The sequence below is a fragment of the Sinobaca sp. TMA16-18 genome (genome assembly GCF_059510535.1).
Genome location: NZ_JCAKFM010000004.1, coordinates 262710 through 280551, shown reverse-complemented (window position 1 = coordinate 280551; position 17842 = coordinate 262710). Strand labels below are relative to the sequence as shown.

Below are 17842 nucleotides of genomic sequence, written 5' to 3'. Positions count from 1 at the left end.
ATTGAAAAATTTGAGTGAGGTGACTGATAGTGACTGACTTTACAACACGCTACAGCTACGGCGGTGACGAATTTATATTTGTTGAACTCAGCGAAGAAATGAGTCTGGAAGTGAACTTTCATGCGATGGCGATAACGAAAAAGCTGAGAGAGCAGCAGATGCCCGGCATTCTGGATATCTGCCCGTCGAATGCGTCCTACATGGTCCGCTACAACCCGGACGAGCTTCCGGCAGCGGAGCTGGTTGACGAATTGAAACGTCTCGAAAGCTCTGTCCAGAACCTCGACGATATTGTCATTAACTCCCGGCTTGTCGATGTGCCCGTCCTGTTCGAGGATCCGTGGACGCATGACGCCGTGATGCAGTTCAGGGACCGGCACCAGGACCCGGAATCAACCGATCTCGAGTATGCAGCACGAATTAATGGTTATGATTCAAAGGAAGCTTTTATCCAGGCAATGACGAGTTCCCCGTTTTTAGTATCGATGATCGGGTTTGTGCCGGGGCTGCCGTTTTGTTTTCAAATTGTGCCGCGGGAAAAGCAGATTGAAGTACCAAAGTACGTCCGGCCCCGCACCTTCACGCCGGAACGATGCTTTGGATTTGGCGGCGGGTTTTCGGTCGTCTATCCGGTCCAGGGCGCGGGAGGATACCAGATGTTTGGCATTTCGGCGTCCCCTGTATTTGATAAAGAGCAGAAGCTTCCTGACTTCCAGGATTCGATCGTTTTTCCCCGCCAGGGAGATATTTTCCGCTACCGCGATATTACACGTGAAGAATATGACGCCGTAAGAGCCGACGTGGAAGCAGGCACGTTTACCTACCATAAAAAAGACTTTACGTTCCGCCCGGATGATGTGCTGAAAGATCCTGCTGCATTTTCTGAAATGGTTCTGGGGAGGTTATATCATGATTAAAGTATTAAAACCCGGTCTGCAGACGACGGTTCAGGATGATGGAAGAGTCGGGTACTACGAAACGGGGATGCCGCCCTCAGGAGCCGTTGACCAGTATTCCTATGCCGTCGCAAATATGTTAGCCGGAAACAAAAAAGGCGCAGCCGTGCTCGAGATTACGTATATGGGTCCGGCCCTTGAGTTTCAGGAGGACACGGTGATTGCCGTGACAGGAGGCATCATTCCGCCGCAGATCAATGAGGAAGCAGTACCGATGTGGGAAACAATCGAAGTAAAAAAAGGCGGCATTTTGACCTTTGATTTTGTGAAGCAGGGTGCCAGAGCCTATCTGGCGGTAGCCGGTGGAATTGAAGTGCCGGTCATCATGGATTCAAGGTCGACCTATACGCTGTGCGGGATTGGCGGCTATGATGGACGGGCCCTGCAGGAAGGCGACGTGCTCTCGATCGGAAACATGCAGGAGAAAGAGGTTAAGCTGGGCACCCGGGTGACCGGCGGGTACATTCCGGAGTTCTCCGCGAATCATGAGATACGCGTTATTATCGGTTTATGCAGCTACAGGCTGACTGAAGAAAGCAAGCAGCGCTTTCTTGACATCGAGTGGACGATTACGCCCGAAGCGAACCGGGTCGGCTACCGTTTAAAGGGAGAGCGTCTTGATTTTGTGCCGCGCGAGCAGCCATTTGGGGCGGGAAGCAATCCGTCCAACGTAGTGGACCTCGGCTATCCGATCGGCTCTATTCAAGTGCCGGACGGCATTGAACCGATTGCGCTGCTAAATGATGCCGTAACGGGCGGAGGGTATGCGCCGGTGGCTACAATCATCAGCACAGACCTGAACCGCATCGGCCAGGCAAAAACGAATGAAACGATAAAGTTTACTGCTGTCACCCTGGAAGAAGCGATGGAGGCGCGACAGCAGAACAACCGGAAGCTTGAACAAGTGAAACAAATGATTCAGTCGAGTTAACCAAAGGAGGAAGCAAAGGATGAAAGAAATCGTATCTTCATTACCGGGCGTATTTTACAGAAGACCGGAACCGGGGAAGCCTGTATATGTTGAAGAAGGAGATGAAGTCAAGGCGGGGGATACTATCGGGCTGATTGAGGTTATGAAAAGTTTCCAGGAAGTTAAAGCAGAAGCGGACGGTGTGATTAAAAGCATTAAAGTCGAAGACAAAGCCGTCGTGGATGCCGGACAAGTGGTGGCAGAACTGGAATAACATACAGGGGAGTGGCGGTATGAGTTATTTTAAAAAAGTGTTAATTGCCAATCGGGGCGAAATTGCGCGCCGGATTATCAGAACCTGCCATCGACTGGGAATTGAAACGGTGGCGGTCTACTCGGATGCCGATACGGATACGCCATGTGTAAAAGAGGCAGGCGAAGCCCGGCACATCGGAGGCTCACAGGCCAAAGAGAGCTACCTTAATATGGAGAAAGTCATACAGGCAGCAAAGGATACAGGCGCAGACGCGATCCATCCCGGCTATGGGTTTCTATCAGAGAACACGAAGTTCACAAAACTGTGTGAAGACGCCGGCATTACGTTTATTGGACCGAACGCTGAGAAAATTCAGCTGATGGGGGATAAAATTGAAGCGCGCCGTCATATGCAGAAAGCCGGGGTCCCGGTAGTGCCGGGCTGGGACGGCAAGCTGAATTCCGTCGAGCATGCGCTGGAGATTGCTGAGGAGCTTGGCTATCCGTTGATGTTGAAAGCGAGTGCTGGAGGAGGCGGCATCGGCATGCATATTGTCTACAATAAAGAAGAGCTCACAAAAAGCTTCTCTTCCGCCCAGCAGACGGCAGGCGCGTCATTCGGCGATGATACGGTGTTTTTGGAGCGGTTCATTGAGCATGCACGCCATATTGAAGTCCAGGTCGCCGCAGACCATATGGGGCATACGATTCACCTTTTTGAACGGGAGTGCTCGATCCAGCGCCGCAATCAAAAAGTGATCGAAGAAAGCCCGTCGCCTTTTTTAACAGAGTCACTGCGAAGACAGCTCTGTGAAACGGCGGTCACCGGGGTGAAAGAGATCGGCTACACGAATGCAGGAACGGTGGAATTCATTTTTGACGATGAGTCCGGAGATTTCTATTTCCTGGAGATGAACACAAGGCTGCAGGTGGAGCATCCTGTCACAGAAGAAATTACCGGCATTGACCTCGTGGAGCTGCAGTTGAAAATTGCCGCAGGAGAGGATATCGGTCTCGCTCAGGAAGATATCAAAAGGAATGGCTATGCGATAGAAGCCCGTTTGTATGCGGAAGATCCGGACACGTATTTCCCATCACCGGGCAAGCTGACAAAGCTCAAGCTGCCAAAAGGCATAGGGCGGTTTGACTTTGCGTATGAAGAAGGAAACACCGTGTCTCCTTTTTATGATCCGATGGTGGGCAAGATCATTGTCCGTGGAACCAACCGGGAAAAAGCCCTGGACCGGTTACAAAGTGTGTTAGACCGAATTGAGATAGAGGGGATTACGACCAACCTCCCTTTAATCAAACAGCTCGTAAACGAAAAGGATTTCCGGGATGGCAATTACACGACAAACTATCTGCAGACAAGAAAAGCAGGGAGGGAGTGAGGAAATGAAAGTGGATTTGAACTGCGACATGGGAGAAAGCTTTGGCATGTATCAGCTTGGAAACGACGAAGAGATGATGCAGTATATTACTTCTGCCAATATTGCATGCGGCTACCATGCGGGGGATCCCGGGACGATGCGGAAGACAGTGGAGCTGGCGGGTGAACACGGGGTCCAGATCGGAGCGCACCCGGCTTTCCCGGACCTGATGGGATTCGGGCGCAGGCAGCTCGACTGCACCCCGCAGGAAATTAAAGACTACGTTACGTATCAATTAGGCGGGCTGCGGGAGTTTGCGAGCCAGTACGGGCGGCCTGTTGCACACTGCAAGCCGCACGGCGCGATGTACATGCGGGCGATGGAAGACGAAAAAACAGCCAGAGCTATTCTTGAAGCGCTCGCAGCAGTGAATGACAATATGATTGTATTTGCCATGAATAATTCAGCCGTAGCCGAAATGGGAGAGAAGATGGGGGTGTGGGTGGCAAAAGAAACTTATGCCGACCGGGAGCATACAGAAACAGGATCCATTATTATGACCAGGAAAGGAGCCGAGGCGTCTAACGTGGAAGCCATGGCCGAACGGGTCGTTCGCATGGTAAAAGAAGGCAAAGTCACCGCACATACCGGAAACGACGTAAATGTTACGGCCGATACGGTCTGTATCCATGGGGACACCCCGGGAGCCGTGGAGCTGGCGAAAACGATTCATTACCAATTAAGAAAAAATGATATCGACGTCGCACCGGCCCAGGCTGTCCTGAAATAAATAGCTGTCTATAAATGGGCATGAAACAACACAGCGGAACTCCGCTGTGTTGTTTGCTGCAGCAATAGTTTAAAAGAAGGATTATTCCCCCTTCAGCCAGCTTCACTTCACCGGATTTTCAGTATAGCACTGGAAATAAATAGCGGAAAGGTTTATTTTTATATACCTGGAAGACAAAAAAAGCCGCAGAACGGCTTTTTAGGTGGTTTCTTATTTGTTTTTCAGAAGAACACCGGCAACAGCGGCGCCTATCCCTATTCCTGCGCCTATCGTAAGGAAAGGGGAGGTGGATGCTCTCATATAAAAGCTGGTTGAGCGTACCGTGCCGGCATGATGACCTCTCTCCTTGAGGCCGCCGCCTGCTTCCCGGAGCGTGTTGGCGCCCCGTACGTCCGGCTCTCTGTCCAGATGCTGGGTTCTGCTGAGCAGACTCTGTGCCATTTTGTCGTAGAGGCGGGGCATTAGATTGCCGATCAGTTCCAGCGCCTTTGCCTGACCTCCTACAAACACATCGCGTTTAGGATGCTCGGCGGCATATAAAATGGCTTCAGCTACGGTTTCGGGAGCGTACATCATCCCAACATGAGCCGGCTGCTTGTCCATGTAGTTTCCCGCATGCTCGTTATAAGGTGTATCGATTCTGCCCGGATGCACAAGTGTGACGGAGACCGGAGCGTCAGCAGCAGCGAGTTCATTTCGTATATTTTCCGTCCAGCTGTGAACAGCGAATTTGGCGGCGGAATAGATGGACTGAAGCGTGGCACCGGTACCGCCGAAGAGGGAGCCGATATTGATTAAGGCGCCGGGGCTGTTTCTTTCTTTATAATGCGCCACCGCTTCTTTGGATCCATAAACGACACCCCAGAAGTCCGTATCAAACAAACGCTTCATGTCTTCAATTGGAACGTCCATTGCTTCGCCAAAAATGGTTACACCGGCATTATTAACCCATGTGTCAAAGCCACCATAGGCGAGGAATACAGCTTCGGTTATTTTTTTAACATCTTCTTGTTTTCCTACGTCGGCCTGTACATAAATAGCATCCTGTCCTTTGTTTGTAAGCTCCTGCACGAGCGCTTTCAGCGATTCTTCATCTCTTGCAGCAGCAGCCACCTTTGCTCCGCGGGCAGCTGCCATTCTAGCCGTTGCAAGCCCAATGCCGCTCGTAGCTCCCGTAATAACAATCACCTGGTCCTCCAGTTTTTTTAGAACCTGCTTTGTTTTTCCAGATGGTTTGTATTCTTTAATCTGTTTTGTTTTCATTTTTCTTTCCTCCTTGTTTGATTCTAATCGCTGGTTTTCCATTTTCCTGCTGAGAGTGTAACCTAGGCGTTTTCTTCTTTAATCCATGCCCAGGCGTCCGTCATGTCTTTTTTATCAAAATGCTTCACGGTAATCCCTGGCAGCACGTTGCCGGCATTTACCGCGGTCTCCATCCACTTTTTATCGCTCAGCACCGCAAATTTCTGAAACTGGCCCCAGCGTTTGGCATCAAACATATTGCCTTCTATAATTCCTTTGAGGGTCGTTTTGTCCACGTCGTTGAAAATCACGAATCCGTTAAAAGGCTGGTCGCTGCCAAATTGTTTTTCTACAAATGCGTCGAGGTTTCTGGCATCGTCTCCGGTAATCGTTCCTTTTACTTCTACGGCTATTGTATGGGCATCTTCACTCGGAAGAAATGTAAACATCGTATCGTCCCCTTTTTTTTATTAGACCGCTTATTACAGACGTTTCCCTTAGAGGAAATAACCAAACACCGGAAGCGGGTACAAATCGCGGAAAAACTGTGGTACACTTTTCAAATCGTAACTATTACGATTTATAAAAGGAGGAAAACAAAATGAAAAAAATACCTGTGACTGTATTAAGCGGCTACCTGGGAGCCGGGAAAACCACGATGATGAACCACATTCTTTCCAATCGGGAAGGGCTGAAGGCAGCCGTTATCGTTAATGATATGAGCGAAGTAAATGTGGATGCGGCTTTAATTGAACAGGGGGGATTTTCGCGTACGGAAGAAAAAATGGTGGAGCTTTCCAACGGCTGTATCTGCTGCACGCTGCGGGAGGATCTGCTTGTTGAAGTGAAGCGGCTGGCAGAAAACGGAGAGCTGGACTGCATTCTAATTGAGTCAAGCGGTATCAGCGAACCGGTGCCGGTTGCCCAGACGCTCAGCTACGTGGATGAAGAAAGCGGCATTGATTTAACGTCGGTCTGCACGCTCGATACGATGGTGACCGTCGTTGATGCTGCCCGTTTCTGGGAAGACTTTGGATCGGACGATACGCTGTTAAGCCGACAGCAGGGGACAGATGAGGAAGACACCCGCACGATTGTAGATCTGCTAATAGACCAGATTGAATTCTGTAACGTGCTCGTTGTGAATAAGATCGACAGTCTGCCGGAGCCATGCCGCCGACAGCTCCTGGCTCTGCTTCGTAAACTGCAGCCGGAGGCACGAATTATGGAAACAAACTATGGGCAGATTGCTCTTCAGAACGTAGTTGGCACAGGCTTGTTTGATTTCGAAGCGGCCAGTGAATCAGCGGGATGGCTGCAGGAGCTCGAACAGGAGGAGCATCAGCCGGAAACGGAAGAATATGGCATCAGCTCCATGATATACAGACGACGCCGGCCGTTTCAGCTGGAGCGGCTGACGCAGTGGTTCGATGAAAACGGTCATGCAATCGCCCGTGCAAAAGGAATTGTCTGGATCAGCTCCCATAACACGCAGGCGCTGACGCTCTCTCAGGCTGGAAGAAGCGTGGTGGTGGAACCTGTCGCCTACTGGGTCGATGCCCTGCCAAAAGCAGAACAGGTGCAGACGCTGCTAGATAATCCGGAGGTGCAGAAAGAATTGGAGCAGGAGCCTTACGGCGACCGGAAGACAGAAGCGGTGTTTATCGGTATTGACCTGGATAAAAGCTGGCTGGAAGCATCACTGGATACATGCCTGTTAACCGATGAAGAAATGGCAAAAGTGAATGTGAAAGAAAAGGTGACAAGCATGGGATAGCAGATAAAAAAACCTTTCACTCCTTTATGCGGGTGAAAGGTTTTTATGTTCAAGCTAAAGAATAGGACTCAGCAGCCGGGCAAATCCTTCTCTTGCTTTTATATGCCAGGCACGCCTGTGATATTCCTCTTTGGTGAGCATACGGCACTGAGCCGCGTCAGTTTCAAATAAAGATTCCAGTTCGAGCGCCAGCTTGTTATTGTACACAACGGCATTCACTTCAAAGTTCAGGCGGAAGCTTCTGGCATCCAGGTTAGTCGTTCCTACGGTAGAAGCTTCACCGTCAATAACGAGGGTTTTGGCGTGAAGAAACCCGCCGTCATATAAATAAGCCTGTGCTCCGTACTCAAGCAGTTCTCCCAGAAACGACCAGGAAGCCCACATTACAAAAGGATGATCCTTTTTCCCGGGGATCATAATATGCAGTTCCACACCGGAGAGAAGTGCCATTTTGCAGGCATCGATAAAGCTCTGATCCGGAATAAAGTAGGGGGTCTGGATGTAAATCCGCCGTTCGGCCCTCAAGATCATATAAATCATCGCATTCTTTAAATGCTCCGTCCGCGAGTTCGGGCCGCTTGCAACAATCTGCACAGCCGCCGTATCTTCGATCGCGTGCGGCGCAAATTCAAACCATTCCTCCGGATCCGGGCGTCCCGAACCGGCATAATGCCAGTCCATGATAAAGCGCTCCTGGATCTGGTAGACAGCGTCTCCTTCCAAACGAAGGTGCGTGTCGCGCCAGTAGCCGAATTTCTCGGCTTCACCAAGATACTCCGTGCCGACATTAAAGCCGCCGATGTAGCCGACTTTTCCATCAATAACACATAGCTTACGGTGGTTGCGGTTGTTAATCCGCAGGTTAATATACTTAAACAGTGAAGGGAAAAAGACGCGGACTTCCCCTTTATAGGAGGCGAGCTCTTCAAAATCGGAGGATTTCAAATGCATCGAGCCGATGCCGTCATAGAGAATCCGGACTTTCACGCCTTCCCTGGCTTTTTCCGTTAAAATGTCAAGAAGCTTTCGCCCGAGCGGGTCCCGCTTAATAATGAAGTATTGAATATTAATCTCGGACCGGGCCTGCTGCATATCCTCCATCATCTTATTGAACTTCTGGTTGCCGTCATGAAGCAGGGAAATTCGGTTATGAAAGCTGATCAGGGCTTTGCTTCCGCGAAGGTTCATCGCAGCGAGTGAATCGTACTTTGAGCTGGAGTGGACCTGCAGCTTCGCCCCGGGTGCCGGGTCATCAAGCTGACGCAGCTGGGTTTGAATATGGCCGGAGTGATAGGCCTGTTCCTCCTGGGTCAGCCGGTAGAAGTTCTCCTGTTTCATCTGCCGGCCGAGAAATAAGTACAATAGAAAGCCGATAATTGGAAGGAAAAATAGGATAAGCAGCCATGCCCACGTAGACGCAGCATCGCGGCGTTCGTTAAAAATAAGAAAAACAGCCAATGCGAGGTTAATGAATAAAAGAATATTTACACTCCAGGAAAACCAGTCCATCCTCATTTCTCCTTTATGAATCATCTCTTACTAATATTGTATTATATTTACAACAGATGTGGTTCTATTATTCGTGGACTCTTTTTTCTCATCAAATTCTAATCTTCATCTCATGACAGGTTCATTTTGAAAAGATACGATACACCTATACAACAAAAGGGGGTATTTCAAATGAAAAAAGCAATTGTAGGATTATCTGCCGTTTTTCTACTGGCGGCCTGCGGAGATGAAGTCGTAGAAATGGAAGAGGAATCGTCAGGAAGTGAAGAACAGGGCGCCCAGGAGGAAGCATCAGAAGCAGACGACCAGGCAGGCCAGGAAGATGCAGCCGGGGAACAGGAAGAGTCAGCAGAACAGGTGGACTCTGCGGCTGAAACAGAAGGCCAGGCGTCCGGGGTATATTGGTTTGACCTTCACCTTGAGTTCTTAAATGATGAAGAATGGGAATATGAATACGAGCGCGATGACAGCGAAGACATGGAAATCGACCGGGATGGGGAAGAAACTATTTTAGGAGCCGAGGCAGCAGCTGAAATTGAAGAACTGCTTGGACAAATCAATATCACGACCGACCGCCCGCTGATGGACATGAAACAGGAAGTACTGGAGACGCTGGATGTGCCTGAAGATGAGCTCGAAGACATGGATCTCGAAATTGAATATGATGGTGGAGAGACGATTGAATTTGATCACGAAACCGCGGGCGGAGGAGATCCTGGTTCCGCACGGGAGCTGGATATGGACATCGATCTGACAAACGGAGACAACTGGGAATATGATTATGAAGCAGATGAGCCTGAAGCCGAAATAGAGCAGGGCGATGGAAGAGAATTAGAAGGGCAGGAAGCAGTGGAGGAAGCTGAAGCACTGCTGGACAACATTTCCATTACGATGGATCGCTCGATCGACGAGATGAAACAGGAAGTACTTGATGAGCTCGGGCTGAATGAAGAAGACGTACAGGATTTTGATATAGATGTAGAATATGAAAATGGAGAATCCGTGAAGTTTAAGCATGACAAAGAATAAAAAAAGGTCCTGCAGGGCGGCATTAGCCATCCTGCAGGATTTTTTTCTGTATAAAATAAGAGCAAAAGATAAACAAAGACTAAAGAACTAATAATTATTTTTGCAACAAGAAAAAATGCCCATAAAAATGGATAAAATTACACAAAACATTCGAATAAATGGTAAAATAAAGAAAAGAGAGATAAAAATGATGAAAAAACAGAAGTTTTCTCATCTACATGCATGAATAACCATAGGGGTAAAAAAAGGAGGAAAAAGTATTGAAAATCAGTGTAATTTACGGAAGCGCAGCACCACTTGAAAACATAGAAGTGCTTACACAGTATGTAATTGAAGGAAAGCCGGATGTAACAGAAATTTATTTGAGAGATTATAATATGAAAAGCCGCGATCAAGTACTTCAGTCTCCTGGAGAAGATGACTATCATCGGATTATTGATCAAATGATTGAAAGCGATGTGCTCGTACTTGCTACTCCGATGTACTGTTATGGAGTGTCCGAATTAATGAGAACCTTTGTCGACAGGTGGCCGATAGTTGATGAAATAGATCCTTTCAGACACTTTATGAAGGCCATGCGTGGAAAGCAGCTGTATTTAATTATCACAGGAAAAGACTATCCTCATAAGAAAGCATTACCGATCATACAGCAGTTTAAGTATATCTGCCGGGCCGCAGAAATGGACTTTAATGGCTATTTGATTGCCGAAGCAGGCCAGCCGGAAGATGTTGAAAAAAATGAAGGGGCCATTAAACAGGCCAAAGCGCTGAACAGGCTGCTGAATGAAAAAAGCAAATCAATACCTTCTCTTCATAAAAAAACCCCTTGATCCGGTGCTCCGGGTCAAGGGGTTTGTCATTAGGCGTTCGCGTGCCGGCGTCTGTTTCTTATCCAGAGGAGACCGCCAAGTCCCGCCGCAGCAAAGCCGCTCATCATCCATGCTGCATAGTGGGAGGCTGTTTCCGGAAGGGCGCCGCCTTCCGGAACATCTAGTTCCGGTGCTTCCCGGTAATCAGTGGCCTGTTCATAATCGTATGCCATGCCGAGCAGGTCGGCTTCACTCCAATTTTCTCCAAAAAATGCAAGAGAAAATGGAGAGCCGCTCTCATAATAACCAGCCGGCACGGTTACGAGCGGAAGGCCGCTGATATTTATTTCCGGTACTGTGGTAGCTTCAATATTGGTTTCCTGATCAGCCAGAGCAGGTATTTCTTCTGACATCTGCGGGTATACGAAGCCGTCCAGGTCCTGTTCTTCCATAACGTCGTTTATAATCTGCACATATTCTGCTTTAATATCCTCAAATTCACTCTGGTCCGGCATTGTGTCAGGGTCTTTCAGGGTGCCTTCAAAATCAACGCCCCGTTCTACTAAATTACTGAGCGGCCCTTCTTCTGTCCAGGGCACTTCCCCTGCTTTTTCAAATACATCGTGTACATTTAATGATTCATTGCCGGGGTCCAGATCCTGCAGGTAGTTGTTTAAGTCGTAAATAAACGCATCGTAGCCGACATTGCCTGCTTCTTCGGTGAATTCTGCGAATCCACTTCCTTCAAAGGGATCGCTGATCACTTCGGCTCCCTGGGCTTCGAGTTCTGCGACAGAACGGTCGTACAGCACCTGCGTTTCTGAGCTGAGTTCTCCGTCTTCACGCCATTCGGCTCCGTACAGGCCTATTCTTTTTCCTTCAAGGGCGTCCTCATTCAATGAAGCAGAATACCCATCCTCCGGCACCTTGCCGGCCGCGGCTTCCGTTTTTGGATCACCGTCGTTTTCTCCTGCAATAACGTCAAGCATTAAAGCGGCGTCCTCTACAGTTCTGGAAACAGGGCCGAGCACATCGCGTGTTCCACCGGCAAGCGGTGTTACACCTGTAGTCGGTACAAGGCCGAAGGTAGGCTTAACGCTTGCTAAAGACTGGGCCGCGGCAGGGTTTTGAATGGAACCGCCGGTTTCTTCCGCAATTCCCATCATCGCAAAGTTACCGGAAACGGAAGTAGCGGTTCCGCTGCTGCTTCCGCCGGGTGCGAGGCGAGGGTCTACAGCATTGAACGTATCCCCGGCCCAGCTGGTGGACGCATTCGTACCGGAGGCGCTGAAGGCGGGCATGTTTGTCTTTCCAATAATAATAGCGCCGGCTTCTTGTAAGTCTTCTATGATGGGGGCATCGGATGTAGGAGCAAGACCTATACCTCCTGCCTCTTCACTGAGAGGGGCCCATCCAAAAGTAGTGGGAAACCCTTCTACATCAACGGCTTCTTTAATAACTACCGGTACACCGGCAAGCTCCCCGAGAGGCTCCCCGTTTTCACGCATGCTGTCTATTTTCTTTGCTTCCTCCAGCGCATCAGTATTCATAAAGGTAAAAGCATTGTACGTATCTTCATAGATGGCGATTCGGTCTAAGTAGGACTGTACGACTTCTTCGGAGGAATATTCTCCGGATTCAAAGCCCTGCTTTAATTCAGCAGCAGTAATTTCTTCAAGCGGAAAAGCTTCTTCTGCAGAGGCAGTGGAAAGAGGACTGAAAGCGATGGAAGCTCCAAAAGCAGCGGCTAAAGCGGTAAGAGAGGCTTTTTTGGCAAACACGTTAACGGGTTCTTTCATCAAATCACGTCTCCTTTTCGTATAATAAGTAAAAGCATCCTGCCTTTCCATCCTATTTCGGGATTCGAAACAGTACAAGCAAGCTGTTAGAAAACCGGACAAGCTTTTTACTAATATCTGCCCATAAAGCGTATGATATTCCACTTATTTTTTAAATCTATTGACTTGGATTTACTTTCTTTTTATTTAATTATGATGAAAAAGAAGGAGTAGGCTGAAGAATATGGAATGTAGAAAAAGGAATAATAAATGGAGGGAAACGCGTATGGATGCATTGGAGTACTATGAGAGCCTGCGGGCTAAAGTAGGGGCAGAGCTGATATACATGCCGAGTACAGCGGCAGTTATTCGTAATGAAAATAATGATATCCTGTTCCATCAGGCAGAAAACGGGGAGTGGGACCTGCCTACAGGAGCAATGGAGCCGGGGGAGACGCCTTCTCAGACATTAATTCGGAAAGTGTGGGAAGAAACGGGCCTGAACGTCCAGCCAATTCAGCTGCAGGGAGTGTTTACCGGAAAGGATTTCAGGCATACATATGAAAATGGTAATCAGGTGGAATATGTTATGCTTTGTTTTGAATGCGTCGTACGGGGAGGGCGTCTTGATGCAGGAGCATTGGAAGCAGGAACGCTTGCTTACTATTCATCCTGTGAGATTCCGCAGCTTGTGCTTCCTTATCCGGATTCCCTTTTTGCTGATTTTGATCACGCGGCATCGTTTTTCTAAAGACGAATGAACCCCCTTCCTGCCTTAGGAAGGGGGTTCCGCGTTATGATTCTTGAAGCCAGGTCCAGGCTTTATCGGTATCATCTTTGTCGAAATGTTTCATGGAAAGTCCGGGGAGCAGGCCGCCTGCTTTAGCCGCAAATTTCAGCCATGTTTTGTCGCTGAGAATAGCGAACTTATCGAACTGGTCCCGGCGCTTTTGGTTGAATGTGCTTCCTTCCACGATTTGTTTCAAAGAAGCACGATCGACTTCGGTAAATATAACAAACACGTTAAACGTGCTGCTGCTTCCAAAATGTTCTTCCACATGATCATCGAGCTGTTCTGCATCTTCTTCTGTTACGGTTCCTTCAATTTCTACAGCGATCGTAGAGGGGTCCTCTGTATAAAGCAGGGTATACATAGCAAAATCTCCTTCTATCTTATTCTATCTATTAGTATTTCCGAATCTGGTAAAGAATAAACAAAAACAGCGCAAACAGCAACTATAGAAGAGGAAAAAGCGGGTTATCCGCCGGCCTTTTTTCGTTTCCGCCAAAAAGAAATATCAATCCAGGCGTTAATCAAGAAGACCGCAGCAATATACAGCACATTGGAATAAATTAGAGCACAGGCAATGCCCGCAATCATCACGGCAAGCTTTAGTTGAAAAGGCTTTGTGGTCATAAAAGCCCTCCTTTACGTATACATTAAGCATAAACGAAATAGTGGATTTCGACCACAGACGGGACTTTCCGCAGTATAATAAAAAGAAAGGAGGTATGTACCGATATGAGTACAGCATCTCAAAAAATCACTCCTTGCTTATGGTTTGACGGACAGGCAGAGGAAGCGGCGCATTATTATTTGGAGATTTTCCATAATAGTAAAATCAAAGAAACGAGCTATCGCGATGATAGCAGTCCCGGTAACACCGGCGACGTACTAACTATTGTTTTTGAGCTTGAAGGCCAGGAGTTTATGGCGCTGAACGGGGGGCCTTACCATACGTTTACTCCCGCTGTTTCCATGGTCATCGACTGCGGCAGCCAGGAGGAAGTAGACCGCTACTGGAACTATTTTTCCAAGGAGGGCAGAGAAGATCAATGCGGCTGGATTCAGGATAAATACGGAGTCTCCTGGCAGGTCGTGCCGGCTGTGCTGGCGGAAATGCTTCAGGATAAGAATACGAATAAAGCAGAAGCGGTCATGAAAGCGATGCTGCAAATGAAGAAAATAGATATTGCAGAATTAAAGCAGGCATATGAACAGGCCTGACCATTTCGTCTTGGGCAAGCAGGGAATGAACACAAAGGGAGGTTACTATGACGGAAACAATGAAAGAGTTATCACTGGAACAACGCGAAGAACTGATGGGAACGCTGAAAGCCCGGTTTGAGAAGCATATGAACCGGCATGAGGAAATGAAATGGGCTGATGTAGAAACAAAGCTCGAAGCAGATGCAAAAAAACTATGGGCGCTGTATGAAATGGAAAAAACAGGCGGCGAACCCGATGTAGTCGGCTATGACAGCACGACAAATGAGTATATGTTCTATGATTGTGCAAAGGAAAGCCCGCAAGGCCGCAGAAAAACATGCTATGACCGCGAAGCACTGGAGGCAAGGAAAAAGTACAAGCCGGAAAACAGCGCGGTCGACATGGCAGAGGCTATGGGGATTAATCTTTTAACAGAAGAGCAGTACCGGCAGCTGCAGCACCTGGAGAACGTCGATTTAAAAACATCGAGCTGGATAAAGACACCTGCCGCCATCAGAAAGCTCGGCGGGGCCCTCTTTTGTGACCGCCGCTACGACACTGTATTTGTATACCATAATGGAGCGGATTCCTATTATACTGCAAGAGGTTTCCGCGGTTCCCTGAGAGTATAAATAAATGTGGGGAGTTTTAGGGCTCAGCTATAACAGGCGGGCTCTTTTTTTATGGATTTTCCTACATAAATGCCGGCAGTAAATGTATCTGGAACGGCCTGTCTTTCGGGCAAATATTTATTACAAAAAAACCAAAATATACATACAATATATTAACAAGCGGGAGTATAATAGAACTATAAAATACATATAAGTATATACTCCTTTTTTACATATGCTAATGCCCCTTAGCATAAAAAATAAAAGAGGTGAAGGGTCATGTGGATCAAACTGTTGAAGGCCGCCGCGGTGTTCTTTCTGCTGTTTGTTACCCTGTTTTCGTTTGCGTCTCCCGGTGATGCTGCCAGCTCTCAGTATGTGACGAAAGGAAACACATCAAGCAAGGTTGTCGCGTTAACGTTTGATGATGGAGCGGACGGGACTAATATTCCTGAAATTCTGAATACTTTGTCCGCGAACAATATCAAATCTACTTTTTTCCTGACCGGATCAGGAACGAATCATCATCCGCAGGCTATTCGCAATATAGCTGCTCAGGGGCATGAGCTGGCCAATCATTCCTACACTCATCCGGATTTCACTAAGCTGACCGCCGCTCAAATGAGAAATGAGCTCAGTCGTACCGAAACCATTGTGAAGAACACAACAGGCAAGTCTACAAAGCCGCTGTTCCGCGCCCCATTTGGATCTACCAACTCCTCTGTATTAAAAGCAGTGGGAGATGCAGGGTATACCCACACTATCCACTGGAACATTGACACTGTGGACTGGAAGGGTAACTCCAAAACAGATATTACCAACCGTGTCGTAAAAAATATTCAACCAGGCTCTATTGTATTAATGCATACCGGAGCAGGTGCCTCCGGAACTCCTGGAGCACTGCCGGAGATCATCAAGCAGCTTAAAGCAAAGGGATATAAATTCGTCACCGTGTCCGAGCTGCTGAAATTAAAAGCTTCCACTCCGCCTGCCGGTACAGGCACCACCTATACCGTGAAAGCCGGGGACACGCTGTACAGCATTGCCAACCGGTATAAAGTGAGCGTTTCCCAGCTCGTAAGCGCGAACAAGCTGACCAATGCAAATGTGATCCGCGTCGGCCAGAAACTTGTGATTCCCGGCAAAGCAGTCACTCCTGCTAAACCGGCTCCAACGACTCCAGCGACTACGGTGAAATATACCGTTAAATCAGGAGACACCCTCTACAGCCTCTCCCGTAAATATGATACAACAGTCACTAAAATTAAAACAGCCAACAAGATTGGAAGCAGCAATGTGATCCGTGTCGGTCAGGTTCTTACTATACCGAGATAATAAAACGCCCTGTCCTCTGAAGGACAGGGTATTTTTGTGTTTATTGTAAGGGAGCTTCTTTTTTCCAAAATGGATTTGGGTAAAAGAAAAGGACTATGTGCCGCAGAAAGCGAATAGGTAAGGATAGTTACTTTTCATTATTATATACTTTTGGCAGAAGGAGCGGGTAGGGATGAAGGCAAAACAGACAGTGTATGTTAATACATTTACAGATGGGGTACTGGATCCGGCAAGAGAAATGGAATACATCGTAAAAGATGGAGGGCACATTATTGCCAATACGGCGCCTGGCTGCTGGGGACCGATGATTACGCCGGCTCTGCGGGGCGGGCATGAAGTAACAAGGCCCGTTTATGTAGAGGGCGCAGAAGAAGGTGATGCGATTGTCATCCGGATCCAGTCGATTGAAGTAACGTCGGCAGCAACGGCTTCCGGAAACGATAAACCGGTGGACGGCCGTTTTGTCGGAGATCCATTTGTGGCGGTGAAATGTCCGGGGTGCGGCACAATGCATCCGGAGACAACGATTGATGGCATAGGCCAGACGGCTGTCCGCTGCAATACGTGCGGGGAAGATATTACGCCATTCGTATTTACGAATGCCTATACGATAGCATTTAACCAGCAGAAAACGATGGGGCTGACGCTTCCTCAGGAAGCAGCTGAGAAGATTGCAGGCAGCGCCAAAGAATATATGAACACCCCGGAGAACTCGATCCAGAATCCGGTCGTTACGTTTGCTCCCCACGATCTGGTAGGAGCGATGGCACGGCTGCGTCCGTTTCTCGGCCAGCTTGGCACCACGCCTTCCCGGGCACTGCCGGATTCCCACAACGCGGGCGATTTCGGTCAGTTTTTAATTGGGGCACCACACGAGTTTGCGGTCACAAAAGAAGAGCTCGAGGAGCGCACCGACGGCCATATGGATATTAACCGGGTGCGTGAAGGAGCGGTAGTCATCTGTCCGGTAAAAGTACCGGGTGGAGGCGTATATTTAGGGGACATGCACGCGATGCAGGGAGACGGCGAGATCGCCGGCCATACGACGGACGTCTCCGGCATCGTTACTCTCGAAGTACATGTGATGAAAGGACTGGCGCTTGAAGGACCGGTGCTGCTGCCGGTCACAGAAGACCTTCCTTATCTGGCCAAGCCATTCAGCGAGCAGGAGAAACAGGAAGCGCTGGCGCTAAGCCGTGAATGGGGGGTGGCAGAGCTGGAAGAATCCTATCCAATTTCCTTTGTCGGCACGGGCGCGGACTTAAATGAAGCCACAACCAATGGCATGGAGCGTGCCGCTAAACTGTTTGGTATTGAAGTGCCGGAAGTGATGAACCGTTCGACTATTACGGGATCGATTGAAATCGGCCGCCACCCGGGAGTCGTGACGGTAACATTCTTGGCGCCACGTCCTTATCTGGAAACGAACGGCCTGCTGCCGCTTGTCAAAGAACGGTATGGAAGCTGAAAAAAGGAGCCTC

At 48.6% G+C, this 17842-nt stretch carries 19 protein-coding genes; 13 read left to right on the top strand and 6 right to left on the bottom strand.

The annotated features are described in order from the left end of the window. Window positions 1-29: 29 nt before the first annotated feature. From AC5W14_RS09800 to AC5W14_RS09780, 5 genes are read left to right on the top strand one after another with little or no spacing between them, the layout of a single operon-like run. Window positions 30-917, top strand: coding sequence for a 5-oxoprolinase subunit B family protein (locus AC5W14_RS09800; RefSeq protein ID WP_496194258.1), 888 nt, complete (start codon window positions 30-32; stop codon window positions 915-917). Beyond that, entirely contained in the window at window positions 910-1887 is a 978-nt protein-coding gene (locus tag AC5W14_RS09795) for a 5-oxoprolinase subunit C family protein (RefSeq protein WP_496060209.1), read from the top strand. Before AC5W14_RS09800 ends, AC5W14_RS09795 begins: the two co-directional genes overlap by 8 nt. 19 nt (window positions 1888-1906) lie before the next feature. Next, window positions 1907-2140 (top strand): acetyl-CoA carboxylase, encoded by a 234-nt coding sequence (locus tag AC5W14_RS09790; RefSeq protein ID WP_496060210.1) that lies wholly within the window; start codon window positions 1907-1909, stop codon window positions 2138-2140. A 19-nt stretch (window positions 2141-2159) separates the two neighbouring features. After that, the gene (locus AC5W14_RS09785; RefSeq protein WP_496194257.1) at window positions 2160-3512 is read left to right on the top strand and encodes an acetyl-CoA carboxylase biotin carboxylase subunit; all 1353 of its coding nucleotides are present in this window, start codon (window positions 2160-2162) and stop codon (window positions 3510-3512) included. A 4-nt stretch (window positions 3513-3516) separates the two neighbouring features. Continuing rightward, complete coding sequence (locus AC5W14_RS09780; protein WP_496060212.1) at window positions 3517-4281, top strand: LamB/YcsF family protein; 765 nt, start codon at window positions 3517-3519, stop codon at window positions 4279-4281. A gap of 210 nt (window positions 4282-4491) precedes the next feature. Here AC5W14_RS09780 and AC5W14_RS09775 read toward each other — a convergent pair whose 3' ends face one another. Both AC5W14_RS09775 and AC5W14_RS09770 read right to left on the bottom strand, forming a co-directional pair. Next, the gene (locus AC5W14_RS09775) at window positions 4492-5544 is read right to left on the bottom strand and encodes an SDR family oxidoreductase (RefSeq protein ID WP_496194256.1); all 1053 of its coding nucleotides are present in this window, start codon (window positions 5542-5544) and stop codon (window positions 4492-4494) included. 62 nt (window positions 5545-5606) lie between these two features. Next, a complete protein-coding gene (locus AC5W14_RS09770; RefSeq protein ID WP_496194255.1) occupies window positions 5607-5972 on the bottom strand; it encodes a SpoIIAA family protein in 366 nt (121 codons plus the stop codon). A gap of 152 nt (window positions 5973-6124) precedes the next feature. On the opposite strand from AC5W14_RS09770, the gene AC5W14_RS09765 reads away from it, so the two are divergent. Continuing rightward, the gene (locus AC5W14_RS09765; protein ID WP_496194254.1) at window positions 6125-7300 is read left to right on the top strand and encodes a GTP-binding protein; all 1176 of its coding nucleotides are present in this window, start codon (window positions 6125-6127) and stop codon (window positions 7298-7300) included. 54 nt (window positions 7301-7354) lie between these two features. Here AC5W14_RS09765 and cls read toward each other — a convergent pair whose 3' ends face one another. Continuing rightward, on the bottom strand, window positions 7355-8809 hold the full coding sequence (cls, locus tag AC5W14_RS09760) for a cardiolipin synthase (protein WP_496194253.1): 1455 nt from the start codon (window positions 8807-8809) through the stop codon (window positions 7355-7357). Between the two features lie 171 nt (window positions 8810-8980). Here cls and AC5W14_RS09755 point away from each other — a divergent pair, with 171 nt between their 5' ends. Continuing rightward, window positions 8981-9838: a YusW family protein gene (locus tag AC5W14_RS09755; protein WP_496060218.1), complete on the top strand. Its 858-nt coding sequence runs from the start codon at window positions 8981-8983 to the stop codon at window positions 9836-9838. A 260-nt stretch (window positions 9839-10098) separates the two neighbouring features. Beyond that, on the top strand, window positions 10099-10668 hold the full coding sequence (locus AC5W14_RS09750) for a flavodoxin family protein (RefSeq protein WP_496060219.1): 570 nt from the start codon (window positions 10099-10101) through the stop codon (window positions 10666-10668). A gap of 29 nt (window positions 10669-10697) precedes the next feature. Here the strand turns inward: AC5W14_RS09750 and AC5W14_RS09745 are convergent, their stop codons facing one another. After that, complete coding sequence (locus AC5W14_RS09745; protein WP_496194252.1) at window positions 10698-12446, bottom strand: amidase; 1749 nt, start codon at window positions 12444-12446, stop codon at window positions 10698-10700. Window positions 12447-12711: 265 nt separating this feature from the next. On the opposite strand from AC5W14_RS09745, the gene AC5W14_RS09740 reads away from it, so the two are divergent. Next, window positions 12712-13176: an NUDIX domain-containing protein gene (locus AC5W14_RS09740; protein ID WP_496060220.1), complete on the top strand. Its 465-nt coding sequence runs from the start codon at window positions 12712-12714 to the stop codon at window positions 13174-13176. Between the two features lie 43 nt (window positions 13177-13219). On the opposite strand, the gene AC5W14_RS09735 is transcribed toward AC5W14_RS09740, so the two are convergent. Further along, the gene (locus AC5W14_RS09735) at window positions 13220-13579 is read right to left on the bottom strand and encodes a SpoIIAA family protein (RefSeq protein ID WP_496060221.1); all 360 of its coding nucleotides are present in this window, start codon (window positions 13577-13579) and stop codon (window positions 13220-13222) included. Between the two features lie 104 nt (window positions 13580-13683). Next, window positions 13684-13842: a hypothetical protein gene (locus AC5W14_RS09730; protein WP_496060222.1), complete on the bottom strand. Its 159-nt coding sequence runs from the start codon at window positions 13840-13842 to the stop codon at window positions 13684-13686. Window positions 13843-13947: 105 nt separating this feature from the next. Here AC5W14_RS09730 and AC5W14_RS09725 point away from each other — a divergent pair, with 105 nt between their 5' ends. The 4 genes from AC5W14_RS09725 (at window position 13948) to AC5W14_RS09710 (ending at window position 17829) form a co-directional block, all read left to right on the top strand. Then, window positions 13948-14433, top strand: a complete 486-nt coding sequence (locus AC5W14_RS09725; protein WP_496194251.1) for a VOC family protein — start codon at window positions 13948-13950, stop codon at window positions 14431-14433. Window positions 14434-14480: 47 nt separating this feature from the next. Next, complete coding sequence (locus AC5W14_RS09720) at window positions 14481-15047, top strand: DUF4256 domain-containing protein (RefSeq protein WP_496194250.1); 567 nt, start codon at window positions 14481-14483, stop codon at window positions 15045-15047. A 258-nt stretch (window positions 15048-15305) separates the two neighbouring features. Continuing rightward, complete coding sequence (locus AC5W14_RS09715; protein ID WP_496194249.1) at window positions 15306-16361, top strand: polysaccharide deacetylase family protein; 1056 nt, start codon at window positions 15306-15308, stop codon at window positions 16359-16361. A 172-nt stretch (window positions 16362-16533) separates the two neighbouring features. After that, window positions 16534-17829: an acetamidase/formamidase family protein gene (locus AC5W14_RS09710; RefSeq protein ID WP_496060226.1), complete on the top strand. Its 1296-nt coding sequence runs from the start codon at window positions 16534-16536 to the stop codon at window positions 17827-17829. Window positions 17830-17842 lie beyond the last annotated feature (13 nt).

Coding starts and splice junctions, on each gene's coding strand:
- AC5W14_RS09795 (WP_496060209.1), top strand. CDS start 910: ATGATTAAAGTATTAAAACCCGGTCTGCAGACGACGGTTCAGGATGAT.
- AC5W14_RS09790 (WP_496060210.1), top strand. CDS start 1,907: ATGAAAGAAATCGTATCTTCATTACCGGGCGTATTTTACAGAAGACCG.
- AC5W14_RS09785 (WP_496194257.1), top strand. CDS start 2,160: ATGAGTTATTTTAAAAAAGTGTTAATTGCCAATCGGGGCGAAATTGCG.
- AC5W14_RS09780 (WP_496060212.1), top strand. CDS start 3,517: ATGAAAGTGGATTTGAACTGCGACATGGGAGAAAGCTTTGGCATGTAT.
- AC5W14_RS09775 (WP_496194256.1), bottom strand. CDS start 5,544: ATGAAAACAAAACAGATTAAAGAATACAAACCATCTGGAAAAACAAAG.
- AC5W14_RS09770 (WP_496194255.1), bottom strand. CDS start 5,972: ATGTTTACATTTCTTCCGAGTGAAGATGCCCATACAATAGCCGTAGAA.
- AC5W14_RS09765 (WP_496194254.1), top strand. CDS start 6,125: ATGAAAAAAATACCTGTGACTGTATTAAGCGGCTACCTGGGAGCCGGG.
- cls (WP_496194253.1), bottom strand. CDS start 8,809: ATGGACTGGTTTTCCTGGAGTGTAAATATTCTTTTATTCATTAACCTC.
- AC5W14_RS09755 (WP_496060218.1), top strand. CDS start 8,981: ATGAAAAAAGCAATTGTAGGATTATCTGCCGTTTTTCTACTGGCGGCC.
- AC5W14_RS09745 (WP_496194252.1), bottom strand. CDS start 12,446: ATGAAAGAACCCGTTAACGTGTTTGCCAAAAAAGCCTCTCTTACCGCT.
- AC5W14_RS09740 (WP_496060220.1), top strand. CDS start 12,712: ATGGATGCATTGGAGTACTATGAGAGCCTGCGGGCTAAAGTAGGGGCA.
- AC5W14_RS09735 (WP_496060221.1), bottom strand. CDS start 13,579: ATGTATACCCTGCTTTATACAGAGGACCCCTCTACGATCGCTGTAGAA.
- AC5W14_RS09730 (WP_496060222.1), bottom strand. CDS start 13,842: ATGACCACAAAGCCTTTTCAACTAAAGCTTGCCGTGATGATTGCGGGC.
- AC5W14_RS09725 (WP_496194251.1), top strand. CDS start 13,948: ATGAGTACAGCATCTCAAAAAATCACTCCTTGCTTATGGTTTGACGGA.
- AC5W14_RS09720 (WP_496194250.1), top strand. CDS start 14,481: ATGACGGAAACAATGAAAGAGTTATCACTGGAACAACGCGAAGAACTG.
- AC5W14_RS09715 (WP_496194249.1), top strand. CDS start 15,306: ATGTGGATCAAACTGTTGAAGGCCGCCGCGGTGTTCTTTCTGCTGTTT.
- AC5W14_RS09710 (WP_496060226.1), top strand. CDS start 16,534: ATGAAGGCAAAACAGACAGTGTATGTTAATACATTTACAGATGGGGTA.